This window comes from Streptomyces sp. SID12488, assembly GCF_010548275.1.
GTDB lineage: Bacteria > Actinomycetota > Actinomycetes > Streptomycetales > Streptomycetaceae > Streptomyces.
On record NZ_JAAGLT010000003.1, the window covers coordinates 332,337 to 355,654 of the forward strand.

A 23,318-nucleotide genomic window follows, 5' to 3' on the forward strand; every position below is an offset into this window, starting at 1 on the left:
CCTGTCCCCTAGGCGTGATCCAGGCGACGGTTTCCAGGGGCGGCCAGGAGCCACAGCAAGTACGGGCCGCCCACCAACGCCGTGAGTGCCCCCACTGGGATTTCCAGTGGGGGCAGCAGCGTGCGGGCCACCAGATCGGCCCCCACCAGCACCACCGCCCCCGTCAACGCCGATCCCAGCAGAGGCAGTTGAGGCGTACGGGTGAGCCGCCTCGCCAGTTGTGGCGCGGTGAGCGCGACGAACCCGATCGGTCCGGCGGCGCCGGTCGCGGTGGCGGCGAGGACGACCCCGAGGACGGTCAGCCCGAGCTGTGTCCGCCGCACCCGCACCCCGAGCGCGGCGGCGGTGTCGGCGTCGAGCCCGAGCGGTCGCAGAGCCCGGCTCGCCCACACCAACGCCGGCAGACACAGCAGCAGTACGACGGCCAGCGGCCCCGCCTGCTCCCACCCCCGCCCGTTGAGACTCCCCGTGAGCCACAGCTTGACCTGCTCGGCGGCCTCCAGCTCACTGTCGGTGAGGTACAGCTGGACCACAGCGGAGAGCGCGACGCCGATCCCCACCCCCGTGAGCACGAACCGGCTCGCCTGCATCCCACGCCGCCACGCGAGCACGTACACCAGCGCGGCAGCCGAGATCCCGCCCGCGACGGACACGGCGGGCATGGCACCCGGGGAGGCCACCACCCCGGTGGCGAGCGCCAGCACGGTCGCGGCGGCGGCGCCGTGCCCGACGCCGATGACGTCCGGGCTGGCCAGCGGATTGCGCGTCACGCTCTGCACGAGCGCCCCGGCGAGCCCGAGGGCGGCCCCGACGAGCACCCCGAGCACGATCCGCGGCACCCGCAGTTCGTTGACGACGAGGTCGTACGCCCCGCCCCCGCGCCGCACGGTCGCCCACACCTCCCCGGGCGGGACGTACGTCTGTCCGACGCACGCGGACACCGCCATCACCAGGGCGAGCAGCGCGAGGAGCAGGACGGCGACGATGCCTGACCGCCGGTGCAGTAGAAGGGAGAGGCGGGGCCGGGGCCGCAGCACGACGACCCCGCGAGGAAGGGAACCGCCCCGGGTGTCCCGGCGTACCGGAGTTCCGCTCACGTACTCGCCACCTTCCGCCGTACGAGCACCACCAGCACCGGCACGCCCACCAGCGCCGTCATGACACCGGCGGGGACCTCGGCCGGAGCCCGTACGACCCGTCCGGCCACGTCGGCGGCCAGCAGGAGCGCGGCGCCGAGCAGGGCCGACAGCGGGAGGACGAGGCGATGGCCACCGCGGACGAGGCGTCGGGCCAGGTGGGGCACTGCTAGGCCGATGAACGCGATCGGCCCGGCGGCGGCGACCGCGGCGGCCGTCAGCAGGGTGGCGCCGAGCGCCGCAGTCCCCCGTACGGCATGCACCCGGTGCCCGAGCGCACGGGCCGTGTCGTCGCCCAGCGCGAGGGCGTCGAGACCACGGGCGCAGCCCAGCACGAGCAGCGCCCCGCAGAGCAGGAACGGCAGCATGCGCCCCACGGTGTCGGCGTCCCGCCCGCTGAGCGCGCCCACCTGCCAGAAGCGGAACTGGTCGAGCGTGGCGGAGGAGGAGGTGAGGACGACGGTGGTGGCACCGGCGGTCATCGCGGACAGGGCGGTACCCGCCAGCGCGAGCTTCACGGGCGAGGCGCCGCCACGGCCGCGCGCCGCGATGGCGTACACGAGACAGGCGGCGGCCACGGCCCCGGCGAACGCGTACCAGACGTACCCGCCGAAGCCGTTCGCGAGCCCGAGCGCGATGGCGATCACGACACCGGCCGCCGCGCCCTGACTGAGCCCGAGGATCCCCGGGTCGGCGAGCGGATTCCTAGTGACGGCCTGCAACGCGGCCCCGGCGAGCCCGAGGGCGGCCCCGGCGGTGAGCCCGATCTCGGTCCGGGGCACCCGCAGCGAACGTACGACCAGCGCGTCCGGGGTGCTCCCGCCGTGCAGCAGCGCGTCGAGAACGGCGCCCGGCGGCACAGGGCGGGTGCCGACGGCGAGGCTGAGCAGAGCGACGCCGACCACGGCCAGGAGGGCGAGGAGGGCGATGGCGGTGGAGGCCGCGGTACGTGCGGTCCGCGAGGTACGTGCGGTACCCGCTGTACCCGCTGTACGGGCGGTCACTTGCCGAGGTGCTCGGCGAGCTGCCGTACGACGAGACGGGCGGCGGTCGGGCCGGCGTTGAGGTACCAGGGGTCGTCGTCGACCTTGACGGCGTGCCCGGCGGTGACGGCCTTCATGGACTTCCAGAGCGGCCCGGCGACGACACTCGCCGCGTCGGTCTTGTCGGCGTCGCCCTGCACGGAGTAGAAGATCCAGTCGGCGTCGGCGGTGTCGATGCTCTCGGCCCCGATGTCCTCCGAAATGGCCCTGAACTGCTGGGACTTGGGCCGCCCGAGGCCCATGTCCACGGCGATGGACCCGGTGAAGGAGGAGACTCCGAACATACGGGTGCGGTCGGGAGTGAAGCGGATCATGGAGACGGTGGTGGAGCCGAGTCCGCCGCCCTGCTTGCCGGCGCCGGCGGCGGTGCCTGCGATGTCGTCGACGAGCTTCTGGGCTTCCTCCCCCTTGCCCACCGCGTCCCCGACGAGCAGCAGGTCCCGCTTCCAGTTGATGCCGTTGCCGGCGGTGACGACGGTCGGGGCGATCTTGGAGAGCTTCGGGTAGAGGTCGGCGAGCGAGTCGTTGGCGAGGATGAGATCGGGCTTGGCGGCGGCGAGGGTCTCCAGGTTCGGTGCCTGGCGGGTCCCCGCGTCGGTCATGGCGGCGAGCTTCGCCTTGTACTGCGGGAAGGCGTCGGCGAGATAGTCGGGGACGAGCCCGGCGTTGCCGGCACGGGTGGTGGCGGCGGGGACGAGCCCGAGGGAGAGCAGGTCGTCGAGCTGCCCGGTGCTGAGGACGGCGACACGGGTGGGCGCGGCCTTGAGAGCGGTGGAGCCCTTGAAGTGCGTGACGGTACGGGGGAATTCGCCGTCCGTGTCGACATCGGAACCCATCCCGGCGGCGAGGGCGGAGGGAGCGGCGGAGGGTCCGTCGTCGGAGCCCTCGGAGGCCCCGATGACGGGGTTGCGGGCGTCGGCACCGACCGCCTTGGCATCGTTGTCGGAGGCCGACGAGCAGCTGGTCAGCAGCCCTCCGGCGAGGATCGCGACCACGAGGGGCTGCCACTTCGACGTACGCACTTTGTTCACTCCGCTGCTTTGCTTTTCCGCCACTCCGGCATTGCTAAGGCAAGGCTTACCTTAACTTTGCTTCCTGCGTGGTGCGGACCGGGGTCGTGATGTGGAGGTCTGACGTGGGGGTGTCACGTGGGGGTGTGACGCGGAGGTCTGACGTGTGTGTGGGGCTCGAGTGAGCCTTTGGCCATCACGTCCCGCTGGTGTCGTCGAACGTCCACACGGCACGGGCGCCCGGGCCGACGACCAGGGCCGAGTGGCCGAGCCGTTCCTTGTGCCGGTGGCTCACGGACCGGTTGAGGGACATCTCGACCCGCCGCACTCCCGCGTGTTCACGCGCGACGACGTCGTAGCGGATCGTGGTGCCGCCGCCCTTCGCGACGACGCCGCCGCCCGCCACCGACCGGACGGCGAAGCCGCCTGCCCGCAGCAGCGGCACCGTGGCGGCGAGGTCGCGTGCGGTGACCGCGAGGCGGACCGAGGTGATGTCCCGCATCAGGTGGTCGCGGTAGAGGTCGGGCAGATAGCGCTCCCGGCCGACGTCACCGGGGAAGGCGGCCGGTTCGGTGTTGCTGCGCGGGTCGGCGAAGTACTCGGGCGTGTACTCCATCGCCCAGGCGCCGTACGCGTCGCACTGGGCGGTGGTGAGGGCCGCGTCGAACCACGGCACCGGGACGCCGTCGCCGAAGTCCCGTGTCTGCCGGAACAGGACCGGGTCGGTGACCCCGCCCGCCCGCAACCGCTCGATGACAGTGGCCAGATCGCCCACCCGCTCGGTCGACAGGCCCGTTCCGGCGGAGCCGAGGGTGCTGTCCTGGCCGGGCAGGTCGCCGACGCCGAACAGTTCGAGGTAGGTCTCGCGGCCTGTCAGATACCGGCCGGTCCAGATCTCGCCGCCGGCCCCGGTCGTGGTGCGGACCTGGAAGTTGGCGAACCTCCGCAGATAGGCGGAATGCTCGATGGCGTCGGCGGTCTCCCGGTCGAACACCCCGTAGGCGTGGTTGTAGTAGAGCAACTGCCTTCCAGGCGACGGTGGTTGATTCTCCCGAGCGGGTGTCGCGCTCGCGGTACCACCCTGCACCGTCGCCGTGAGGGCCATGGCGACGACCATGATCATCCATAGTTTCCTTCGAAGCAGCATGTGGGTGATCGTAGGACCCGGGGTTTGTGTCTCCGTTTATTCCAGGGCGCCGTCCGCCGTCCTCCATGCGCCATCGCTCGCCCGCGACTTCGATCGACGGTGACGCACAATCGGTCGGCACAATGGGGCGGTGACGGGCGGTAAGGGCAGGAGGCACGGCGAAGCCGTACGGCCTGCTCAGGTGGTCGCGGTGCCGCCGAGGAGCACGAACGGGGCGCGGCCCTCACTGCCGTCCGGCAAGCGCCAGCCGGCGGTGACGTGCCCTCGGGCCTCGGTCGGGTCGAGGCCGGGGTCCTGCTGTTCCGGCTGCGCCAACTGTTCCGACCGCGTCGGCTGTTCCGGTGGGAGGACGCGGGTCACCTGAAGGGTCAGGGCGCTCCCCGGCTCGCCGCTGCCCGCCGTCACGGTCTCCACCACTACGACGGTGCCGTGCTCCCCATCGGTGACGGCAACGGACGCGACCTCGGCAGAGACCCCGGCCCCCGTGAAGCAACCGGTGACGGAGGGGTCGGGGGTGTCGCTCACGCCCTGTGCCTGCGCCTCGGCGCGGCCTTGGAGGAGCGCGAGCAACTGGCCGACGACCACCGGGTCGTGGGCCCCGTCGTAGAGCCAGCGCTTGCCCAGCACCCCGTGCTCGGACGTGCCCACGAGGGCCTCGTCGGCTGCTCCGTCGAGCGGCGCGCCCCGGTAGCCGAGCGGTACGTGATAGGAGACCGGCTGCTCGCCGGACGTGTCCGTGACCACCATGAACTCGATACCCACCTCTCCTTCCGGATCATCGAGCCGAAAGCCCCCGGCTTTGCTCAACTCCGGCTCACGCGCCGCGCCGACATACCAGGGACGCGTGGGAAGCCAGGCCGTGAGCAGCTCCAGCTTGCCGGGGGACATGGTCGTGTGGTGGATGACAGCCATGCCTCGTGAACTTCTTCGCCGGACGGAAGATTCCGCGTGGCGACCACCACATCGAGGGCTCGCGAGGCCCCTTCCGCTGGCCCGACCCAATCAAACGGTCCGGGGCAGTTGGTGCGCATCGCCGTCTTCTCGGGTTGATCTCAGGCCGGTGCTGTACCCGTTGGCCCGGGCTTGGTTGCCTTGACTGCCAGGACGATCGGGGTCGGTGCCCCGTCCTCGGCGAACCGGTCGAGCTTCAGACCGGCGTCGAGGAACGCGTGCAACAGTTCGGGAAGTGGGCGGTGCATGGCGCCCACCTTGTCGCGCACCCCCTTGTTCGTCCAGGACTCCTTCGTCCAGTAGCCGCTGTCGAGGTAGCCAGGGTGGATCACCACTGCTTCCGGGTCGCTGAAGTCGGCGAATCCGCCGCAGAAGCTGGGGTGGACGCCGATGTGCACGAACGTGCCGCCCGGCTGGAGGACCCGCGCGGCCTCACGTAACACCGCCGGATATCCGGGCATGTCCGTGTGGACCATCATCGCGATCACGGCTGGAACGGACTCGTCCCGCAGGGGCAGCTGCTCGGCATCGGCCTGGGCGACCGGCAGCCGTTCGTGGCCGTGGGCCAGCATCCGCCCGGAGAGGTCGATACCCACCGGTGTCCAGCCCAGTTCGCGCACCAGAGCCGCGTGGACGCCCGTACCGCAGCCGATCTCCAGGCAGGTGCCACCGCCTTCACCTTCACCGAGCAGGTCACGCAGGAGGCCGCCCAGGCTCAGAGGGTGGCCGTCTCCTGGGGTCTGGCGAGAAACTCCGTCTCGTACCAGTCCGCGATCTCGTCGTATGCCGCTGTCGGCGCCATCGGTTCCTCCGACACGTCGTGGTCATTCCTCCGGAGACTGCCCGCCCAGGCCACCGCTGCCCGGGATTCCGCCCGAGGCGGAACTGCCCGGTTTCACGCGTGCCGCCCGGGCAGGACATCGCACCGCGGAAGGCGACAGTTCGGGTCCTGCGGCCCAGCACGGCTCTGGTTACTGCCCAGTCATGTTGACCTGCGGCTATGGCGGGGTGGGCCGCCTTTGGTGAGTGGATATGCGAGACGGTGATTGCTGGGTAGAGTCGTCTGGTTACAACTGGTTGTGGGGACAACCAAAGTGTTTCCCGGCTGCCAATGTCCTGGGGAGGGCCTGCAGCACATGAGTCGTCGCTCTACTGGTTCTGTCGGCGTCTGGGCCGAGATGCAACGGCAGCAGCAGCGCCAGCTGGAAGCCGCGGCCAGACGGCAGAGGCAGGAAGCACAACAGGCGCGGGCCTACCAGAGGCGAGCCGCCCAGAGCCACCGCGAGTACCGCCAGGCAGACGCGCAGCGTCGCACGGAGGAACTGGACGTACAGGTCGCGTCACTGCAGGCTCTTCTCGCCGTCGGTTGCGGGGCCCCGGCGTTCAGTGCGGCGGCACTCATGCGGGCCGAGACGGTCCAGCCCTACTCCGCCGGGTCGTTGGCCTATGCCCTGCCCATGCCCAGCCCGGATCAGTACCAGGCACAGGGTGGCTGGACGGCGAGCCGTCGCGCGCAGGCGCAGGCCGAGGCGCGGGCGCGCTTCGAGCGGGACTGGCAGGCCGCACAGGCCGCGGAAGCTCAACGCCAGCAGCAACTCGCCGTATCCCAGAGGGAGTACCAGCAGTGGGCGAGTACTCAGCTGGCAGAGGTCCGTCGACACAATGCCGGCATTCGTGAGGTGACCGAAGGCGTCAGACGGGGAGACCCCGGTTCGGTGGTCGAGTACTTCTCCGCCGCTCTCTATTCGTCGGGCGCGTGGCCCGAGGACTTCCCCCGCCACGTGTCGGCGGCGTACGACCCGGCGGCCCGACAGCTGGTTCTTGACTGGGAGTTGCCCGGATACGCCGTGGTCCCCGAAGCGAAGTCCGTGCGGTATATGTCCTCCCTCGACCAGGACAAGGAATCCCCGCGCCCGGTGAGCCAGCGCCGCGCCCTGTACAGGGAGGTTCTCGCGCAGTGCGTACTGCTCGTCCTGCACGAGCTTTTCGCCGCGGACGAGCTGGGCGTGCTGGAGTCGGTGTCCTTGAACGGGTTCGTGGACGAGCACGACCCGACGACGGGCCAACGCGGCCACATCTTCCTCGTGACGGCGATGGCCTCGGGGTCGTCGTTCCGCGCGTTGCATCTGGCCCAGGTGGACGCGGTCAGCTGCCTGACCGACGGACTACGAGGGCAACTCTCGGCGCGGCCGGACCAACTCGCCACCGTACGGCCGAGTCGGCGGCCGCAGGATGTCGGCAATCGCGTTGTTGCCCATGGCGGCGATGACGAACCCGATCTGTTCGCCATGGATCCGATCGCGTTCGAGGATCTCGTGGCCGATCTCTTCCGGGCCATGGGCATGCAGGCGGTGACCACGCAGCGCTCGAACGACGGCGGTGTGGATGTCAACGCGCTTGATCCGACACCGATTCGCGGCGGCAAGATCGTCGTGCAGGTGAAGCGCTACCGCAACACGGTGCCACCCACCGCTGTGCGTGACCTCTACGGCACCGTCCAGGACGCCGGCGCCAACAAGGGCGTCCTCGTGACGACTTCAGGGTTCGGCCCCGGCTCACATACCTTCGCCAACGGCAAACCCCTGGAACTGATCTCAGGAGCCGAGCTCGTCGACCTGCTGCACCGTCATGGGCTGCGTGGGCGACTGGGCGAGGGGGGTGGACGCCCGACAGCGGCGGGACCGACGCCCGTAGGGCCCGTCACACAGCTGCCCGCCGACTACAACATCCTGGGCATGTCGTGGACCGGAAGCGTCGCCCTGGACGTGTGCGCTCTCGTCTGCCGTGGCAACAGTGTGCTCAGCGATGATCACTTCGTCTTCTTCAACAACCACCAGACACCTGACGGCGCGGTGCGAGCTCTTCCCGCCGCCGCACCGGACAAAGCCGCGATCTGTGTGACCTTCGACGGGCTGCCGGAGGACGCGGACCGGTTCGTGCTCGTGGCCGCCATCGACCCAGAGGTGAATCCGGACGCCGACCTGTCCGGTTTCACGGACGCGTGCATCCGGCTCCTCGATCCAGGGATGACCGAACTGGGACGCCTTGAGGTCTCCGACGGTCGGCCTGGTGAGACTGCCCTGGTGCTTGGTTCCTTCCGCCGAAGGTCCAACGGGGACTGGGACTTCGTGCTCGGAGGCAAGGGCTACAGGGGCGGTCTCGAGGAACTCGTGCAGGACTTCGGCATCGTGGTGGAGTAGGGCCGCCGGGGGTCCGCACACTCCTGCGGCCCGCCGCGCCCGGTTGTCCGGACGGTCGGTCGCGCGGCCCCGGTGCGCGGCGGCCTGCCCGGTCATGTGCCCCACAGGCCCTCGTCGAGTCAAACCCGTACGGCGATACTCGCTACTCGTGAGACGTGATGATCTCCGCCGGGCAGTCCCGCCAACCGGGGACCCGTGGTCGTCACGCTCAACCAGGCCGTGATGCGCACGAGTTGTTCATGTTCTCGTTGCTGATCCTCACACGACGGCGCGGGGCTGAGGGTGCGGGATCAATTACCGTGCGCGGAAGGCCGACGAACCGCGCAGTCCCGGCTCAGGGACCTGCGTGACATCCGTGCCGCACCCACGACCTGGTTCAGATCTCAAAGTTCAGCGTTCAGCGTTCAGAGTTCAAAAAACGTTCTGGAGACAAGCTCGATGAAACTCGCCAAGCGTCTCATCCTCACCACCACCGCTCTCACCGCCGTGGCAGCCGGAACCCTCCTGAGTGCGACCGTCGGTCAGGCGGCAACCGTGCAGTCCGCCCGCCACGGCGTCGACGCTCCCGCCGCGCTGAAGGTTCCCGACGGCAACCGGCTGACCGGTGTCTTCTCCGCCGCAGGTGTCCAGACCTACACCTGCACCGACGGCGTCTGGAAGCTGCTGGAGCCCGCGGCCACTCTCTGGGCCAAGAACGACCGCTCCCACCGCACGGTGGCCCTCCACTCCCGTGGCCCCGTCTGGGTTTCGACGGTGGACGGCAGCGCGGTCAACGCCGCCGCCATCGCCAACTCGCCCAAGACCGGCACGATCCCGGAGCTCCTCCTGCAGTCCACCGCCACCCGGGGCACCGGCGTCTTCGCGGGCGTCTCCTACATCCAGCGCCTCAACACCCACGGCGGCGTCGCCCCCGCGACCACCTGCACCGGCACCGACCAGGTGAGCGTTCCGTACTCCGCGACGTACACGTTCTACAAGCCCGCCAAGTAGTCACGGACCGTCAACTGCCTTGATTTCAGGGGCAGAAGTGACGTGAAGCGACTGCCCCCGGTAGCGTCAGGCGCCGGGGACAGTCGTGTCACCTCAACGCGTATCGCGCGCTCCTCGATTCCGCTCTCGGCAACGAGATCGGCGTCCTGGAGCAACGGCGGAAGGTGTCCGCCCCGGGGACTCGATCGGCATTCTCCGTCACGGTCAGCGGGACGCCGGCCGTGTGAGCAGGTGATCCTCGCTGTGCACCGATCGCCATTTCCAGAACCGTCAGCCCGCAGCCCACCGGAGACGGTGAGCGCGAGCGCGGCCGAGTCGCACACGCATACCCCTAGGACGGAACAGCGGCGCCGGCCTCTGACTCGTCGGTCCCCGGGTCCTGTGACGGTTCGCGGAGCTGCTCGCGCACGTAGTTCCAGACCACCGCGATCAGCGCGGCGATCGGTACCGCGAGCAGACTGCCCACGATGCCGGCCAGGCTGCCGCCCAACGTCACCGCCAGCAGGATCGCCCCCGCGTGGAGGCCGAGCCCACGACTCTGGATCATGGGCTGGAACACGTTGCCCTCCAGCTGCTGCACCACGACGATGATGGCCAGCACGATCAGCGCGTCCGTCAGGCCGTTGGAGACCAGCGCGATGAGAACCGCGACGAAACCGGCGAACAGGGCACCGATGATCGGCACGAACGCGGAGACGAAGGTCAGCACCGCCAGCGGGAGCACCAGCGGTACCCCGAGAATCCACAGTCCCAGGCCGATCAGGACGGCGTCGAGCAGGCCGACGACCGCCTGAGAACGTACGAACGCTCCCAGGGTGTCCCAGCCGCGCGCGGCCACGGTCGGGACGTCGGTGGCGAGCCGACCGGGCAGTTGATGGGCGAGCCACGGCAGGAACCGCGGGCCGTCCTTGAGGAAGAAGAACATCAGGAAGAGGGCCAGGACAGCGGTGACCAGGCCGTTCACCACGGTGCTCACTCCCGTGACGGCAACGCCGACCACGCTGCCCAGACCGTCCTGCGCGCGGGAGACCGCGGTGTCGAAGGCCTTGTCGATCTCGGCGTCACCGATGTTCAACGGCGGCCCGGCGGCCCACTCGCGCAACTTCTGGATGCCTTCGACCACACCGTCGGTCAGGTCGCCGGACTGGGATGCCACCGGTACCGCGATCAGTGCCACGAAGCCCAGGGCGACCAGGAGGAACAGCACAGTCACGGTAGACGCGGCCAGGGCGGGTTTCCATCCGTGACGACGCAGGAAGCGGGTCGGCGGCCAGGTCAGTGTGGTCAGGAGCAGGCCGACCACGAGCGGCCAGACGATCGACCACATCCGGCCCAGGATCCACAGAGTCACCGCGAGCATCAGCAGGATGAGCAGCAGCTCGCCGGAGGCACGCGCCGTCGTGCGGAGCGCGGCGCGGGTTTTTGTGGAACTCAACGAGGCAGTCACGGATGCACCCTATGGTTACTCACGTCACACGGATATGGCTGATCACGGTGTGCCTACCCCGGCGCACGAGAGATACCGGAGGATCACCGATCTTCTGGGGTACCGCTCTCCCGGGCCTCAAGAAGCTCGTCGGCGTGATCGAGTGCCCAGCGGCCGAGTACCGCCATCGGGCCCTCGACCAGACTCCGTCCCAAGCCGGTCAGGGCGTACTCGACGCGAGGCGGCGCCTCGGCGTGTGCGTGGCGGTCGAGCAGGCCGGCGGCGAGCAGCCGGTGCAGGGACTCGGTGAGCACCTTGTCGCTGATGCCGCCGATCGCGGTGCGCAGCTCACGGCGTCGGCGCGGCCCCAGGCGAAGAGCCGCCAGCACCACGGGATCCCAGGTGTGGGTGAAGAGATCGGTGGCCGCGCGCAGACGGCAGTCGGCGACGAAATCGAGGCAGTGGGCGTCGTGATCAGTCATCTCGCCGCCCATCATGCGGTGTTGGTCACGCACCGATCGGTGCGTAACGCCCTGCATACCTTGCCTACCCAACCAATCACGGTTCGAGAGGCAGTGAGGCAGTGACGATGCGCATCGGGATCCTGGGAACAGGGACACTCGCGGCGGCCCTGGGTGAGGGCTGGGCACGGGCGGGGCATGAGGTGGTGATCGGCGGGCGGTCGCAGGTGAAGGCGGAGAGGCTTGCCGAGCGGCTGGGGCACGGTGTGCTCGCCGTCCCACCGCGTGAGGTGGTCACCGGGCGCGATGCGGTGCTGCTCGCCGTGTCCTGGGACGGTGTCGAGGGGACGCTGAAACTGGCGGGCGCGGCAGACGGCGTACTCGACGGGACGCCGTTGATCGATCCCACGAACGCCGTGGCACATGGTGTCGGCACTCTGCTCACCGGAGAGGGCGAGTCGATGGCCGGACGGATCGCCGGGCTCGCTCCAGGCGCGCGGGTAGTGAAGGCGTTCCACCTCTTTCCCGCCGCCCGGTGGACGAGCCCGCCCGACGACGGCCACTCCCGTGTGACGGTGGCGATGTGCGGCGACGATGCGACGGCACTCGACGTCGTCGGCGAGCTGGTCCGTGACGTCGGCGGGATCCCGGCGACTCTGGGGGCGCTGGACCGCGTCCGACAGTTGGAGGAGGTGGCGGGTTTCGTCATCGGCCTGGCCTTCGCGGGCTTCGACCCCAACTCCGCCATCCCCCAGGTCCCCTCAGTCCCCTCAGTCTCCTCAGTCCCCTCGGACGACAGCCCCGCCAGCTCACAGGGGTAGCCGTGTCCCTGCCTCCAGCGCCGGCGCGACTACCGCAGGGGCGGTTGGCCGGGCACGGAATTGCCTGGAACCCTCGCGCGTTGAGGCAGGTGGGCATGGGATGCCGGTGGTGGGCGAGCCGAGCAGCCCGAGTGACCGAGCCGACAGAAATTGGAGGGGCCTCGATGGCTGCGCAGACGCAGAGGGTGGTGCTGGCGGGTGGATGCTTCTGGGGGATGGAGGACCTGATCCGCCGGCTCCCGGGCGTGACGGCGACCCGGGTCGGTTACACCGGCGGGGACGTGCCGAACGCGACGTACCGGAACCATGGCACGCACGCGGAGGCCATCGAGATCCTCTTCGACCCCGAGACGACCGGTTTCCGCGCGATCCTGGAGCTCTTCTTCCAGATCCACGACCCGAGCACCAAGAACCGCCAGGGCAACGACATCGGCCTCAGCTACCGCTCGGCGATCTACTACGTCGATGACGAGCAGAAGCGCGTCGCCGAGGACACGATCGCGGACGTGGACGCCTCCGGACTGTGGCCGGGCAAGGTCGTCACCGAGGTGGAGCCGGTAGGCCCCTTCTGGGAGGCCGAGCCCGAGCACCAGGACTATCTGCAGCGTTACCCGAACGGCTACACCTGCCACTTCCCGCGCCCGGGATGGCGGCTGCCCGCCCGCGCGGAGAGCTGACCACGGGACGGCTCGGCGGCGGGCGCAGGCCGACCGGCCGAGGCGCTGCGGCCGGGCCGTCCCTGCGCCTGCTCGCGGGGCTGGGGATGACGATGGGGACGAGGATGAGGTAGGTCGAGTTCGGTGGGCTCGGGCGGCATCGGCGAGAACAGCGCCGATGCCGCCCGTATTTGTGCTGCCTCCGGGTGGGGGCCGACGGGGTCAGCCCGCCCCGACTCCTGCCTCGGCCCCCGCCGACACGACCGCCTGCGCCGACAGGTTCCGGATCCGGCAGTAGCGCGCCGTCATCCCCGTGCCGTGGTAGCGCCACGGGAGGGCATCCACGTAGCCGTCGACCAGTCTGAACTGCTCGATCGCGGCCTCGTCGCGGTCCTGGAGGGACAGGTAGTACGCCAGGAGGTGGCGCAGTTCCGGGAGGCGCGGGTGGGCCGGGTCGGCCGCCGCCGCGTCGGCGAGGCCGGCGTTCACGCGGGCGATCATCTCGGGGGTGCGGTCGGCGGCGCTGTCGTCCGAGTCGTCGTGCTCGAAGTGGGCGATCAGCGGGAGGACCGTCAACAGGCTGCCCAGCGGTGCGGAGGCCGCCGCGCGCTCGGCGAACTCGGTCGCGAGCTCCTCCGAGCCCCGCCACTTCTTGCACCAGTACTGGAGTGCCGAGAAGTGGGCCTCGTAGTGGTGGGGGTCGCGGGCGGTGAGTTCCGACCACAGCCTGTCCATCTCGGAGTGCGGGTAGCCGAGGCCGAGCGCGGTCCAGATCTCCGTGACGTACGGGGTCGGGTCGTCCGGGCTGAGCGCCGCGGCCCTCGCTATCTCCTGGCGGGAGCGCTGCAGCAACCGGTGGAAGCCCGCGAACTGTTCGCCCGTCGTGTTGTTCGCCCGCTTGGCGCCCCGGATGTTCCAGGCGAGGATCACCGTGCTCCGGGCACGGACCAGGGCCGCGTCCGGGTCGTCGGAGCCGCCCGGCCCGTCGGCCTCCCAGGCGAGGAGCCAGCCGTCGTCCTCGGCGGCGATGTCCGCCAGCAGATATGAGGCGAGGGAACGGCGGTCCCAGTCCCGGCCGATGCCGCGCAGCAGTTCCGCGGCGGCCTTCCAACCGGCGTCGCCGCCGCCCCGTACCGCGTCGAGCGCCGTCTCCCAGTCGGCCGGCAGCGGCCCCGCGGACTTCGTGCTCTGGCGTTCGGCGGGGAGGAGACCGAGCTGTTCGGCGGCTTCGACACCGCCGTCGCCGTCCTCGCCGCCGTCCGTTCCCTTCGTCTGAGCGACGAACTCCTTGACGAAGACCCCGCCCAGCCAGAGCACGACGATCAGGGTGGGTACGGCCAGGATGCCCAGGATCCACAGCAGTACGGTCATCGGGGGGCGTCCGTTTCTCGGGGGGAGCGGGGAGCGGGGGGAAGCAGGGCGCGCAGCGGGGCGGTGTCCGGGGGGTCGGCGAGGGCCGTGTCCACGGCGACGGCGATCGCGGCGTCGAGCCCGGGGGCACCGTCGTCCGGTGTGCTGTCCGGCGCCGGGAGCAGACGCGCCTTCGCCGGCTGCTCCCAGGAGAACTCCCAGCGCATCCGGGAGCGCGCGCTGAACTCCGCCATCACCATGCTGTGCAGCGAGTTGTGCAGCGTCGGGCGCACGAACTCCCGGAACGCGCGTCCCTTCGCCGCGACCGCCTCGTCCGACAGCGGCAACCGGCGCGCCAGCTGCCACAGTTGGCCGTTGTCGATGAGGGTGAGGAGGGCCGGGAGGGTGGGGCGGTCCTTTGTGTACAGGGCCAGGGCCCGGTGCAGCGGAGTGCTGAGCGCGGCGAGGTTGCCCGCCATCGCGCCGTCGAGGAGTTCCTGCCAGTCGGCGGCACGCCGCAACTGCCGTACCTCGTCCGTCAGGACGGTGTCCTCCAGCGCGGCGAACGTGCGCTCCTCGTCGGCCAGGACGGCGATGGCCGCGCCGTGGGCCTCGTCCGCGCGGCCGTCGGCGGGGAGCAGCTCGATCCGGCGTACGCGGTCGGTGACAGGCGGGTGGGAGTCGTACGGCGATACCGGCTCCGTGGGCAACTCGCTGCGCATGCCCGCCAGTTCGAGCTGGCGGGCGGTCAGCATCCGGCCGAAGCCGCCGAACACCTCACCGCGCGGCGGCAGCAGCCCGGCGTCGGCGCCCAGGGTGGCGTAGCTGCGCGCGTAGAACGCGAACGCGCCGGTCAGCACCGGGATTTCGCGCAGTGCGGACGCGGTGGCGTCGCGTCCGGCGATCCGGGCGGCCGAGGCGTCGGCGGCGTACTCCCGGCGGCGGGAGTCGGCGAGCGTGGCGCGGAGGTACAACTCGGCGTACGCCGTGTAGATCCGGGCCAGCACGCGGTACGTGATGCCCGCGCCGCCCGTGTCGATCTCCCGGCCGTCCTTGCCCCTGGCCTGGGCCCTGGCGTTCTTCCGCTCCTGCCGGGCCCGCTCCCGGGCCTCCGTGCTGCCGGCCCGCTCCTCGAAGTTCCTTATGGTGCGCAGGAGTTGGACACGTCCGCGCAGGGTGGGGGCGGCCAGGCGGGTGTCGGAGCCGGCGTAATGGCCCAGTTCATGGGCGAGGACCGCGCGCAGTTGGGCCTCGGTCAGGCCCTGCATCAGGGGTACGCCGAGACAGAGCGTGCGCGGGCCGGGGAGCAGGCCGAGCAGGCGGGCGTCCTCGCTGACGGCGGCGTTGACGTCGCCGGTGAGCAGGATGCGGGACGGGGCGCGGGTGCCGACCTGGTCGGCCAACTCCCGCACAGCACGCCAGAGTTCCGGCTCGTCCGCCTCGGTCACGGGCAGGCCTGCGGGCTCCTCGCCCTTCGGTGTGCGCAGCATGAGCAGGCCGCGGACCAACGGAATCGCCAGCAGTACGGAGATGACGGCCAGCTTTGTCGCGAGGGCGGTCGGGGCGTGCGCGAAGAGCAGGTAGTCGGTGCCGGCGAGTACCGCCAGCAGGAGCACGCCGAGCAGATAGAAGCCGGCGAGCAGTACGAGAGCGCGCAGCGCGCGCAGGGTCGAGCCCATCGGGCCGGGATCCCTCCACGGGGAACGGGGACGGTAGGAAGGGCGCGCGGCCGAGCGGTGGGGTCATGACCGGCTGGTGGGGGAAAGCGGAGTATCGCGTACGGGCACGCGGGCAGGCAAGACATGATCATGCCACCGGACGGGCGCTCCCTGACCTTCCCCTGCCCCCGGCGCCTCTGACTCTCACAGCCACCGTCCCGCGTCCACCCTCACCGCAGCAGCGTCGCCGGGTTCCCGCCGTTCGCCTCGTAGCCTGCCACCGCCAGCGCCCGGTACACCGCGAACTCCGACGCCGGGTCGGCGGTGAGGGTCCAGGGGAGGGCGCCCACATGGCCGTCCACGTGCACCAGCTGGTTCATGGCCTCCGCCCAGCGCTCGGAGCGCACCAGGAAGAAGATCAGCAGGTGGCGTACGTGGGCGAGCATCGGGTCGCCCGGCCGGGCCGCGTGGACCGCGTACAACGCGCCGTGGATCGACTTCGTCACCACCTCGCTCTGGTAGAAGCCGCTGACCAGGTTCACCTCGGGCAGATGCTCGAAGACCGCGAACAGGGGCATCGCCGCCAGCAGCGAACCCTGCGGAGCCCGGGCCGCCGCCGCTTCCGCGAACGACATCGCCAGCGCGCGTGAGCCGTGCCACTTCTCGCACCAGTAGTGCAGGGCCGCGAGATGCGCCCCCATGTGCTCCGGCGCGCGGTCGAGGATCTTCAGCCAGAGCTGCTCGAACTCCGGCCGGGAGTACGCCAGTCCGCGCGCCACCGACAGCTCGACGATGTACGGGATCGGGTCACCGGGGGAGAGGAGCGCCGCGTCGCCGCACGCCGCCTTCGCCTCCTCCATGATGATCCGGAACTCGTCCGTGCCGGGCGTCGACGTCCGCCACGCCTGCTGCACCAGGAACTCCGCGTGCACCGCCGCGCCGCCCGCGTCCTTGGGCGTCTCCGTCCGCCACACCCGCAGCCACTGGCCGCCCGGCGACTCGCTCACCCCGCCGGGGCGCTGCCGCAGCTCCAGCGACGCGGCGCCCGCGAAGGCCTGCACGCGCTGCCAGCGCCGCTCGCCGTCCCTCTCCGTGCCGGCGAGCAGCTGCGCCGCCGCTCTGTAGTCCCGCGTGCGCTGCACGACGTCCAGGACGTCCAGCAGATCCTGGTCCGGGCCGGGCATACGGACGTCCAGCTCCTCCTGCCGCACGAAGCCGTAGTTCGCCGGGTCCGCGGCGTCCGGGTCGCCGGGGGAGACCTGCTGAATACCGGCACTCCTGCGCCGCACGAACGGCAACACCACGAAGCCCAGCATGACCAGCGCCATCAGGACCCAGAGAATCTGCATGCCCCAAGCGAACCAGACGCCTCTGACAATTGGCGAACCAGGCCCGCCCCGCACCGGGCCCCGGGGCGGTGGCAGTCAACAAACCCTCGGGCGCATTACCCTCGGTGCACATGAGCGACAGGCACATCAGTCAGCACTTCGAGACCCTCGCGATCCACGCGGGCAACACCGCGGATCCCCTCACCGGCGCGGTCGTCCCGCCGATCTACCAGGTCTCGACCTACAAGCAGGACGGCGTCGGCGGGCTGCGCGGCGGCTACGAGTACAGCCGCAGCGCCAATCCGACCCGTACCGCCCTCGAAGAGAACCTCGCGGCGCTGGAGGGCGGTCGCCGCGGACTCGCGTTCGCGTCCGGACTGGCGGCCGAGGACTGCCTGTTGCGTACGCTGCTCAGCCCCGGCGACCACGTGGTCATCCCGAACGACGCGTACGGCGGCACGTTCCGTCTCTTCGCGAAGGTCGTCGCCCGCTGGGGCGTCGAATGGTCGGTCGCCGACACCAGCGACCCGGCCTCCGTACGGGCCGCCCTCACCCCGAAGACCAAGGCCGTCTGGGTGGAGACGCCCTCCAACCCCCTCCTCGGCATCACCGACATCGCCGCGGTCGCCCAGATCGCCCGTGAGGCAGGCGCCCGGCTCGTCGTCGACAACACCTTCGCCACGCCCTACCTCCAGCAGCCGCTGGCCCTCGGCGCGGACGTCGTCGTGCACTCCCTGACCAAGTACATGGGCGGCCACTCCGACGTCGTCGGCGGCGCGCTGGTCACCGGTGACCAGGAACTCGGCGAGGAGCTGGCGTACCACCAGAACGCGATGGGCGCCGTCGCCGGCCCCTTCGACTCCTGGCTGGTGCTGCGCGGCGCCAAGACGCTCGCCGTGCGGATGGACCGGCACAGCGAGAACGCCACAAAGATCGCCGACATGCTCACCCGGCACGCGCGCGTGACGCGCGTTCTCTACCCGGGGCTCCCGGAGCACCCCGGTCACGAGGTCGCCGCCAAGCAGATGCGGGCGTTCGGCGGCATGGTGTCGTTCCAGGTCCAGGGCGGCGAGGAGGCGGCCGTCGAGGTCTGCAACCGTGCCAAGGTGTTCACGCTCGGCGAGTCCCTCGGCGGCGTGGAGTCCCTGATCGAGCACCCGGGGCGCATGACGCACGCCTCCGTCGCCGGGTCGGCCCTGGAGGTTCCGGGCGACCTCGTACGCCTTTCCGTGGGCATCGAGAACGTCGACGACCTCCTGGAAGACCTCCAGCAGGCCCTCGGCTAGAGAGGCCTCTCACCAGCCGTTCAGAGGTGGAGTCGTCTTCGACGGCGGCTCCACCCAGGGGTGGACCATCCCCGCCCACACGCTGAAGACGACCACCGCGAAGAGCAGCAGCAGCCACATCAGCCGCCGCGCCGCCCGCCTGCGCCGCAACATGTGGCTGCCACGCCGTACGACCTCCACGTACAGGTCGGGCGGTACCGGAGGCGGCGTACCCTCCATCAGCTGCCGCGCGGCGGCCTCCCGGTCCCGCCGGCTCACGACGGCACCACCTTCGGCCCGGCCACAGTCGGCGCCGGCCCCCGCGGCGGATGCAGAAGCGTCGCCGTCGCCCGGTCGCAGATCGTGTGCACGCGCTCCGTGGGCAGACCGAGCAGCGCCGCCGTCTGCTCCTCACCGACCCCCTCGTACAGCCGCAGGACCAGGATCAGCCGCTGCTGGGGGGTGAGCAGCGCCAGCGCGCTGCCGGGGTGCGGGCGGGCCCGGCCGAGACCGCCGTACTGGTGCCAGGCCCCGTGCGCGAAGCGTACGGCGAGATACTGGCGGGTCCGGTCGTACGGGTCCTCGCCGCGCATCCGGTCCCAGCACGCGTACGTGTGCGCGAAGGCGTGTATGAGCAGGCGCCGCGCGCGCGGGTTGTCGCGCGGCGCCTCCGCCGTGAGCAACGTGGCCGTGTACAGCAGCCGGCCCGCCGCGCCCGCGACGAACGCCTCGAAGTCCCTGGCCGGTCCGGCACCCTGGGACACCTGCCGTTCTCGCACCGTGCCTCCCGCCGTACGACAAGGACCCGGTCTCATCTGAGGCCAGGTGCCGCCCGCCGGTCAAGAGCCAGGACGCAGGAGCTGTCAGGAGTCGGTCAGGAGGCGGACTCCGGTTCCCCCACCGGGATGCCCTGCGAGGCCTGACGGGCGGAGAGCGCGGTGTTGAAGCGCGTGAGGAGCGTGCAGAACACCTCGCGCTCCTCCGGTGCCCACTCCTCCGTCAGCTCGGCCATCAACTGACGCCTCGACGAACGGACTTCCTCCAGCCGCGAGAGCCCGCGCGGGGACAGCTGGAGGACCACCGCCCGCCCGTCCTCAGGGTGCGAGGTGCGCTTGACGAGGCCCGTGTCGACGAGCGGAGCCACCTGTCGGGTGACCGTCGACGAGTCGATGCCCATGCTCGCGGCGAGCGCCTTGACGCCCATCGGGCCTTCCTTGTCGAGGCGGTTGAGCAGCAGATACGCGGCGCGGTCCATGGAGTTGCGCACCTGCCCGACTCCCCCGAGCCGGGTCTGTTCGGCACGGCGCGCGAACACCGCGACCTCGTGCTGCAACGTGTCGAGGAGACCGCTGTCACCGACGGTCGTCATGTCCATCGACATTTCAGGTGTTGTGGGCATGGCCGGGGGCTCGCTTCATCAAAGGGGTGCTGGGTTGGGGGACAGGGTACGCGGCAGAAAGGCGGCCCGTACCGACGCTGCGAAAACCGATCTCGGAGCTTGGTCACACCGTGAGCGCGCGCCTGTGAACTGCGAGACTTGGGTCATGAGCTACAGCACGGCTGACTCCTTGCACTCCCTGAGGCCCGTCACGCTCGACGACGTACGCGGTGCCCAGAAGATGCTCATGGGTGTGGCACGGGTGACGGCCATGGAGGGCAGCCGGTATCTGTCCCAGCTGGTGGGCGCGCCGGTGCACCTCAAGTGCGAGAACCTCCAGCGGACCGGGTCCTTCAAGCTGCGCGGAGCGTACGTCCGTATCGCCGGGCTGCTGCCCGAGGAGCGGGCCGCCGGTGTCGTCGCGGCCAGTGCGGGCAACCACGCGCAGGGGGTCGCGCTGGCCTCGGCGCTGCTCGGCGTGCGTGCCACCGTGTTCATGCCGCAGGGTGCCCCGCTGCCGAAGATCAGCGCCACCCGCGAGTACGGCGCCGAGGTGAGGCTGCACGGCCAGGTCGTCGACGAGACGCTGATCGCCGCCCAGGAGCACGCGGACCGGACGGGCGCGGTGCTGATCCACCCCTTCGACCACGCCGACATCATCGCCGGGCAGGGCACGGTGGGCCTGGAGATCCTGGAACAGTGCCCCGAGGTACGCACGATCCTCGTCGGGATCGGCGGGGGCGGCCTGGCCGCCGGGATCGCGGTCGCAGTGAAGTCGGTGCGGCCCGACGTACGGATCGTGGGCGTACAGGCGGCGGGAGCCGCCGCGTATCCGCCCTCGCTGGCGGCCGGTCGGCCGGTGTCGGTCGCCAACCCGGTCACGATGGCCGACGGGATCAAGGTCGGGCGGCCCGGCGACGTGCCGTTCGGGATCATCGGCGAGCTGGTCGACGAGGTCCGCACGGTCAGCGAGGACGAGCTGTCGGCCGCGCTGCTGCTCTGCCTGGAGCGCGCCAAGCTCGTCGTGGAACCGGCGGGGGCGAGCCCGGTCGCGGCACTGCTGAGCGAGCCCGGGGCCTTCGAGGGACCGGTCGTCGCGGTGCTGTCCGGCGGCAACGTCGACCCGGTGCTGCTGGAGCGCATCCTGCGTCACGGCATGGCCGCACAGGGCCGCTACCTGGCGGTTCGGCTGCGTCTGACGGACCGGCCGGGCGCCCTCGCGACGCTGCTCGGGGTGTTGTCAGTGGTCGACGCTAATGTCCTCGACGTGAGCCATGTCCGGACCGATCCGCGGCTGGGGCTCACGGAGGCGGAGGTCGAGCTGCACCTGGAGACGAAGGGTCCGACGCACTGCGCCGAGGTCGGTCTGGCGCTGCGCGAGGCCGGATACCTCGTCATCGACTGAGGTCACTCACTCGGACGGGTGGCCTCCGGAAAAATGTATTGAGAGACGCGATACATCGCGTTATGGTGTGTGTCACGCCACTGCACCCGCACTCTCGGCCGCTCTCTCATCCTCAACCTCAACCCAATCCTTCTTCTCCGGCTCGCCGGGCGGGACGAAGGAGAAAAATCTAGGCTCTTGCGGTAATCCCCAACGACGTGGAGAACAGATATGCCAGGCGCCATCTATGCCGAAGGCCTGGTGAAGACCTTCGGTGACGTAAGGGCTCTGGACGGCGTCGATCTGGACGTCCCGGAGGGCACGGTCCTCGGTCTGCTCGGGCCGAACGGAGCCGGCAAGACCACCACCGTCCGCTGTCTGACGACCCTGCTGCGGCCCGACAGCGGCTCGGCGGTCGTCGCGGGCATCGACGTCCTGAAGCACCCCGACGCCGTCCGCCGCTCGATCGGCCTCTCCGGCCAGTTCGCCGCGGTCGACGAGTATCTGACCGGCCGCGAGAACCTCCAGATGGTCGGTCAGCTGTACCAGATGAAGGCGAAGGCGGCGAAGGCCCGCGCGGCCGAACTGCTGGAGCAGTTCCACCTCGCGGACGCCGCCGACCGCCCCGCGAAGACCTACTCCGGAGGCATGCGCCGCCGACTCGACCTCGCGGCGGCCCTGGTCGTCTCTCCGCCGGTGATGTTCATGGACGAACCGACGACCGGCCTCGACCCGCGCAACCGCCAGCAACTGTGGGAAGTAATCAAGCAGTTGGTCTCCGGAGGGACGACGCTGCTGCTGACCACGCAGTATCTGGAGGAGGCCGACCACCTCGCGCACGACATCGCGGTGGTCGACCACGGCCGTGTCATCGCCCGCGGCACCTCCGACCAGCTCAAGGCCCGCACCGGCGGCGAGCGCGTCGAGGTCGTCGTGCACGAGCGCGAGCACATAACGACCGCGTCCGAGGTGCTGGGCGCCTTCGGTAAGGGCCAGGGCGAGGTCACCGTCCAGGAACACATGCGCAAACTCACGGTGCCCGTCACAGGCGGCGCGAAGCTCCTCGCGGAGGTCATCCGTGAACTGGACACCCGCGGCATCGAGATCGACGACATCGGCCTGCGCCGCCCGACCCTCGACGACGTCTTCCTCTCCCTGACGGGCCACCTGGCCGAGGTGAAGGACGAGGAGAACGGCGCGAAGCAAAGCGGGAAAGAGAACGGAAAGGAGACCGACAAGTGAGTGCCGTCACCGACGCGGTGCCCGCAACGGCGCCCACGAACCCCTTCAGCCAACTGATCCGCGACTCCCTGGTCATCGCGAAGCGGAACCTGCTCCGCATGACCAGGATCCCCGAGATGGTGATATTCGGGCTGATCCAACCAATCATGTTCGTGGTGCTCTTCGCGTACGTCTTCGGTGGCTCCATGAACATCGACGGCTCCACGGACCCCGGCACCTACCGCGAGTTCCTGATGGCCGGCATCTTCGCCCAGACCGTCACCTTCGCCACGGCGGGTGCCGGCGCGGGCATCGCCGACGACATGCACAAGGGCCTCATCGACCGCTTCCGCTCCCTGCCCATGGCGCGCGGCGCGGTGCTCACCGGGCGCACGCTCGCCGACCTCGTGCAGACGGCGCTCACGCTGTTCGTACTGGCGGTGGTCGCCCTGCTGGTCGGCTGGCGCACCCACACCAACATCGGTGAGGTGCTCGGTGCCTTCGGGCTGCTTCTCCTGACGGGATACGCGTTCACCTGGATCGGCGCCCTGATCGGCCTGTCCGTGCGTACGCCCGAGGCGGCGACGTCCGGCGGACTGATCTGGCTCTTCCCGGTCACCTTCGTGTCGAACGCGTTCGTGGACTCCAGCCGGATGACCCCCTGGCTGCGTCACGTCGCCGACTGGAACCCGTTCAGCGCCACGGTGCAGGCCTGCCGGCAACTGTTCGGCAACCCCGGCGTCTCACCGTCGGACGCCTGGCCCATGCAGCACCCCGTGTGGGCCTCGGTCATCTACTCGGTCCTGATCGTCCTCATATTCAGGACCCTGGCGGTCCGCAAGTACCGCTCCGCCACGGCATGACGGCGACCCGGGCATGACGATGCCCCCGGC

At 70.4% G+C, this 23,318-nt stretch carries 22 protein-coding genes; 8 read left to right on the plus strand and 14 right to left on the minus strand.

The window, feature by feature from the left end:
- Nucleotides 1–8: 8 nt before the first annotated feature.
- The 6 genes from G3I56_RS07620 to G3I56_RS07645 all read right to left on the minus strand — a co-directional run bounded on the left by G3I56_RS07620 (nucleotide 9) and on the right by G3I56_RS07645 (nucleotide 6,006).
- Entirely contained in the window at nucleotides 9–1,097 is a 1,089-nt protein-coding gene (locus G3I56_RS07620) for an iron ABC transporter permease (protein ID WP_164408091.1), read from the minus strand.
- Entirely contained in the window at nucleotides 1,094–2,065 is a 972-nt protein-coding gene (locus G3I56_RS07625) for an iron ABC transporter permease (protein ID WP_343239901.1), read from the minus strand. The genes G3I56_RS07620 and G3I56_RS07625 overlap by 4 nt, the downstream gene beginning before the upstream one ends.
- A 71-nt stretch (nucleotides 2,066–2,136) precedes the next feature.
- Entirely contained in the window at nucleotides 2,137–3,201 is a 1,065-nt protein-coding gene (locus G3I56_RS07630; protein WP_164408093.1) for an iron-siderophore ABC transporter substrate-binding protein, read from the minus strand.
- Between the two features lie 184 nt (nucleotides 3,202–3,385).
- Nucleotides 3,386–4,312 (minus strand): DUF5829 family protein, encoded by a 927-nt coding sequence (locus G3I56_RS07635; RefSeq protein WP_164408094.1) that lies wholly within the window; start codon nucleotides 4,310–4,312, stop codon nucleotides 3,386–3,388.
- 201 nt (nucleotides 4,313–4,513) lie between these two features.
- Complete coding sequence (locus G3I56_RS07640) at nucleotides 4,514–5,248, minus strand: 1,4-alpha-glucan branching protein (RefSeq protein ID WP_164408095.1); 735 nt, start codon at nucleotides 5,246–5,248, stop codon at nucleotides 4,514–4,516.
- A 140-nt stretch (nucleotides 5,249–5,388) separates the two neighbouring features.
- Nucleotides 5,389–6,006, minus strand: a complete 618-nt coding sequence (locus G3I56_RS07645) for a class I SAM-dependent methyltransferase (protein WP_343239902.1) — start codon at nucleotides 6,004–6,006, stop codon at nucleotides 5,389–5,391.
- A 417-nt stretch (nucleotides 6,007–6,423) separates the two neighbouring features.
- On the opposite strand from G3I56_RS07645, the gene G3I56_RS07650 reads away from it, so the two are divergent.
- Nucleotides 6,424–8,487 carry a restriction endonuclease gene (locus tag G3I56_RS07650; protein WP_203689369.1) on the plus strand — a complete coding sequence of 688 codons (2,064 nt, stop codon included), beginning with the start codon at nucleotides 6,424–6,426 and terminating at the stop codon, nucleotides 8,485–8,487.
- Nucleotides 8,488–8,925: 438 nt separating this feature from the next.
- Entirely contained in the window at nucleotides 8,926–9,477 is a 552-nt protein-coding gene (locus tag G3I56_RS07655; RefSeq protein ID WP_164408096.1) for a DUF3455 domain-containing protein, read from the plus strand.
- Between the two features lie 331 nt (nucleotides 9,478–9,808).
- Here G3I56_RS07655 and G3I56_RS07660 read toward each other — a convergent pair whose 3' ends face one another.
- Nucleotides 9,809–10,924, minus strand: a complete 1,116-nt coding sequence (locus tag G3I56_RS07660; RefSeq protein WP_164408097.1) for an AI-2E family transporter — start codon at nucleotides 10,922–10,924, stop codon at nucleotides 9,809–9,811.
- Nucleotides 10,925–11,007: 83 nt separating this feature from the next.
- Nucleotides 11,008–11,385: a helix-turn-helix domain-containing protein gene (locus tag G3I56_RS07665; RefSeq protein ID WP_203689450.1), complete on the minus strand. Its 378-nt coding sequence runs from the start codon at nucleotides 11,383–11,385 to the stop codon at nucleotides 11,008–11,010.
- A gap of 107 nt (nucleotides 11,386–11,492) precedes the next feature.
- Here G3I56_RS07665 and G3I56_RS07670 point away from each other — a divergent pair, with 107 nt between their 5' ends.
- Together G3I56_RS07670 and msrA are read left to right on the plus strand one after the other, a co-directional pair.
- Complete coding sequence (locus G3I56_RS07670) at nucleotides 11,493–12,185, plus strand: NAD(P)-binding domain-containing protein (RefSeq protein WP_164408099.1); 693 nt, start codon at nucleotides 11,493–11,495, stop codon at nucleotides 12,183–12,185.
- 164 nt (nucleotides 12,186–12,349) lie between these two features.
- A complete protein-coding gene (gene msrA / locus G3I56_RS07675; RefSeq protein WP_164408100.1) occupies nucleotides 12,350–12,862 on the plus strand; it encodes a peptide-methionine (S)-S-oxide reductase MsrA in 513 nt (170 codons plus the stop codon).
- Nucleotides 12,863–13,063: 201 nt separating this feature from the next.
- Here the strand turns inward: msrA and G3I56_RS07680 are convergent, their stop codons facing one another.
- From G3I56_RS07680 to G3I56_RS07690, 3 genes are all read right to left on the minus strand, one after another.
- The gene (locus tag G3I56_RS07680) at nucleotides 13,064–14,212 is read right to left on the minus strand and encodes a hypothetical protein (protein WP_164408101.1); all 1,149 of its coding nucleotides are present in this window, start codon (nucleotides 14,210–14,212) and stop codon (nucleotides 13,064–13,066) included.
- Nucleotides 14,209–15,870: a M48 family metallopeptidase gene (locus G3I56_RS07685; RefSeq protein ID WP_164408102.1), complete on the minus strand. Its 1,662-nt coding sequence runs from the start codon at nucleotides 15,868–15,870 to the stop codon at nucleotides 14,209–14,211. Before G3I56_RS07685 ends, G3I56_RS07680 begins: the two co-directional genes overlap by 4 nt.
- 209 nt (nucleotides 15,871–16,079) lie before the next feature.
- Nucleotides 16,080–17,198, minus strand: coding sequence for a hypothetical protein (locus tag G3I56_RS07690; RefSeq protein ID WP_164408103.1), 1,119 nt, complete (start codon nucleotides 17,196–17,198; stop codon nucleotides 16,080–16,082).
- 110 nt (nucleotides 17,199–17,308) lie between these two features.
- On the opposite strand from G3I56_RS07690, the gene G3I56_RS07695 reads away from it, so the two are divergent.
- Nucleotides 17,309–18,463 (plus strand): cystathionine gamma-synthase, encoded by a 1,155-nt coding sequence (locus tag G3I56_RS07695; protein ID WP_164408104.1) that lies wholly within the window; start codon nucleotides 17,309–17,311, stop codon nucleotides 18,461–18,463.
- Nucleotides 18,464–18,472: 9 nt separating this feature from the next.
- Here G3I56_RS07695 and G3I56_RS07700 read toward each other — a convergent pair whose 3' ends face one another.
- The 3 genes from G3I56_RS07700 to G3I56_RS07710 form a co-directional block, all read right to left on the minus strand.
- Nucleotides 18,473–18,721, minus strand: a complete 249-nt coding sequence (locus G3I56_RS07700) for a hypothetical protein (protein WP_164408105.1) — start codon at nucleotides 18,719–18,721, stop codon at nucleotides 18,473–18,475.
- A complete protein-coding gene (locus G3I56_RS07705; protein WP_343239893.1) occupies nucleotides 18,718–19,221 on the minus strand; it encodes a sigma factor-like helix-turn-helix DNA-binding protein in 504 nt (167 codons plus the stop codon). The genes G3I56_RS07700 and G3I56_RS07705 overlap by 4 nt, the downstream gene beginning before the upstream one ends.
- A 95-nt stretch (nucleotides 19,222–19,316) precedes the next feature.
- Nucleotides 19,317–19,823 (minus strand): MarR family transcriptional regulator, encoded by a 507-nt coding sequence (locus tag G3I56_RS07710; RefSeq protein ID WP_164408106.1) that lies wholly within the window; start codon nucleotides 19,821–19,823, stop codon nucleotides 19,317–19,319.
- Between the two features lie 163 nt (nucleotides 19,824–19,986).
- Between G3I56_RS07710 and ilvA the strand changes: the two genes are divergently transcribed.
- The 3 genes from ilvA (at nucleotide 19,987) to G3I56_RS07725 (ending at nucleotide 23,288) form a co-directional block, all read left to right on the plus strand.
- On the plus strand, nucleotides 19,987–21,225 hold the full coding sequence (gene ilvA / locus G3I56_RS07715; protein ID WP_164408107.1) for a threonine ammonia-lyase: 1,239 nt from the start codon (nucleotides 19,987–19,989) through the stop codon (nucleotides 21,223–21,225).
- Nucleotides 21,226–21,435: 210 nt separating this feature from the next.
- Nucleotides 21,436–22,446 (plus strand): ATP-binding cassette domain-containing protein, encoded by a 1,011-nt coding sequence (locus tag G3I56_RS07720; protein WP_164408108.1) that lies wholly within the window; start codon nucleotides 21,436–21,438, stop codon nucleotides 22,444–22,446.
- A complete protein-coding gene (locus G3I56_RS07725; protein WP_164408109.1) occupies nucleotides 22,443–23,288 on the plus strand; it encodes an ABC transporter permease in 846 nt (281 codons plus the stop codon). The genes G3I56_RS07720 and G3I56_RS07725 overlap by 4 nt, the downstream gene beginning before the upstream one ends.
- The last annotated feature ends 30 nt before the right edge of the window (nucleotides 23,289–23,318 follow it).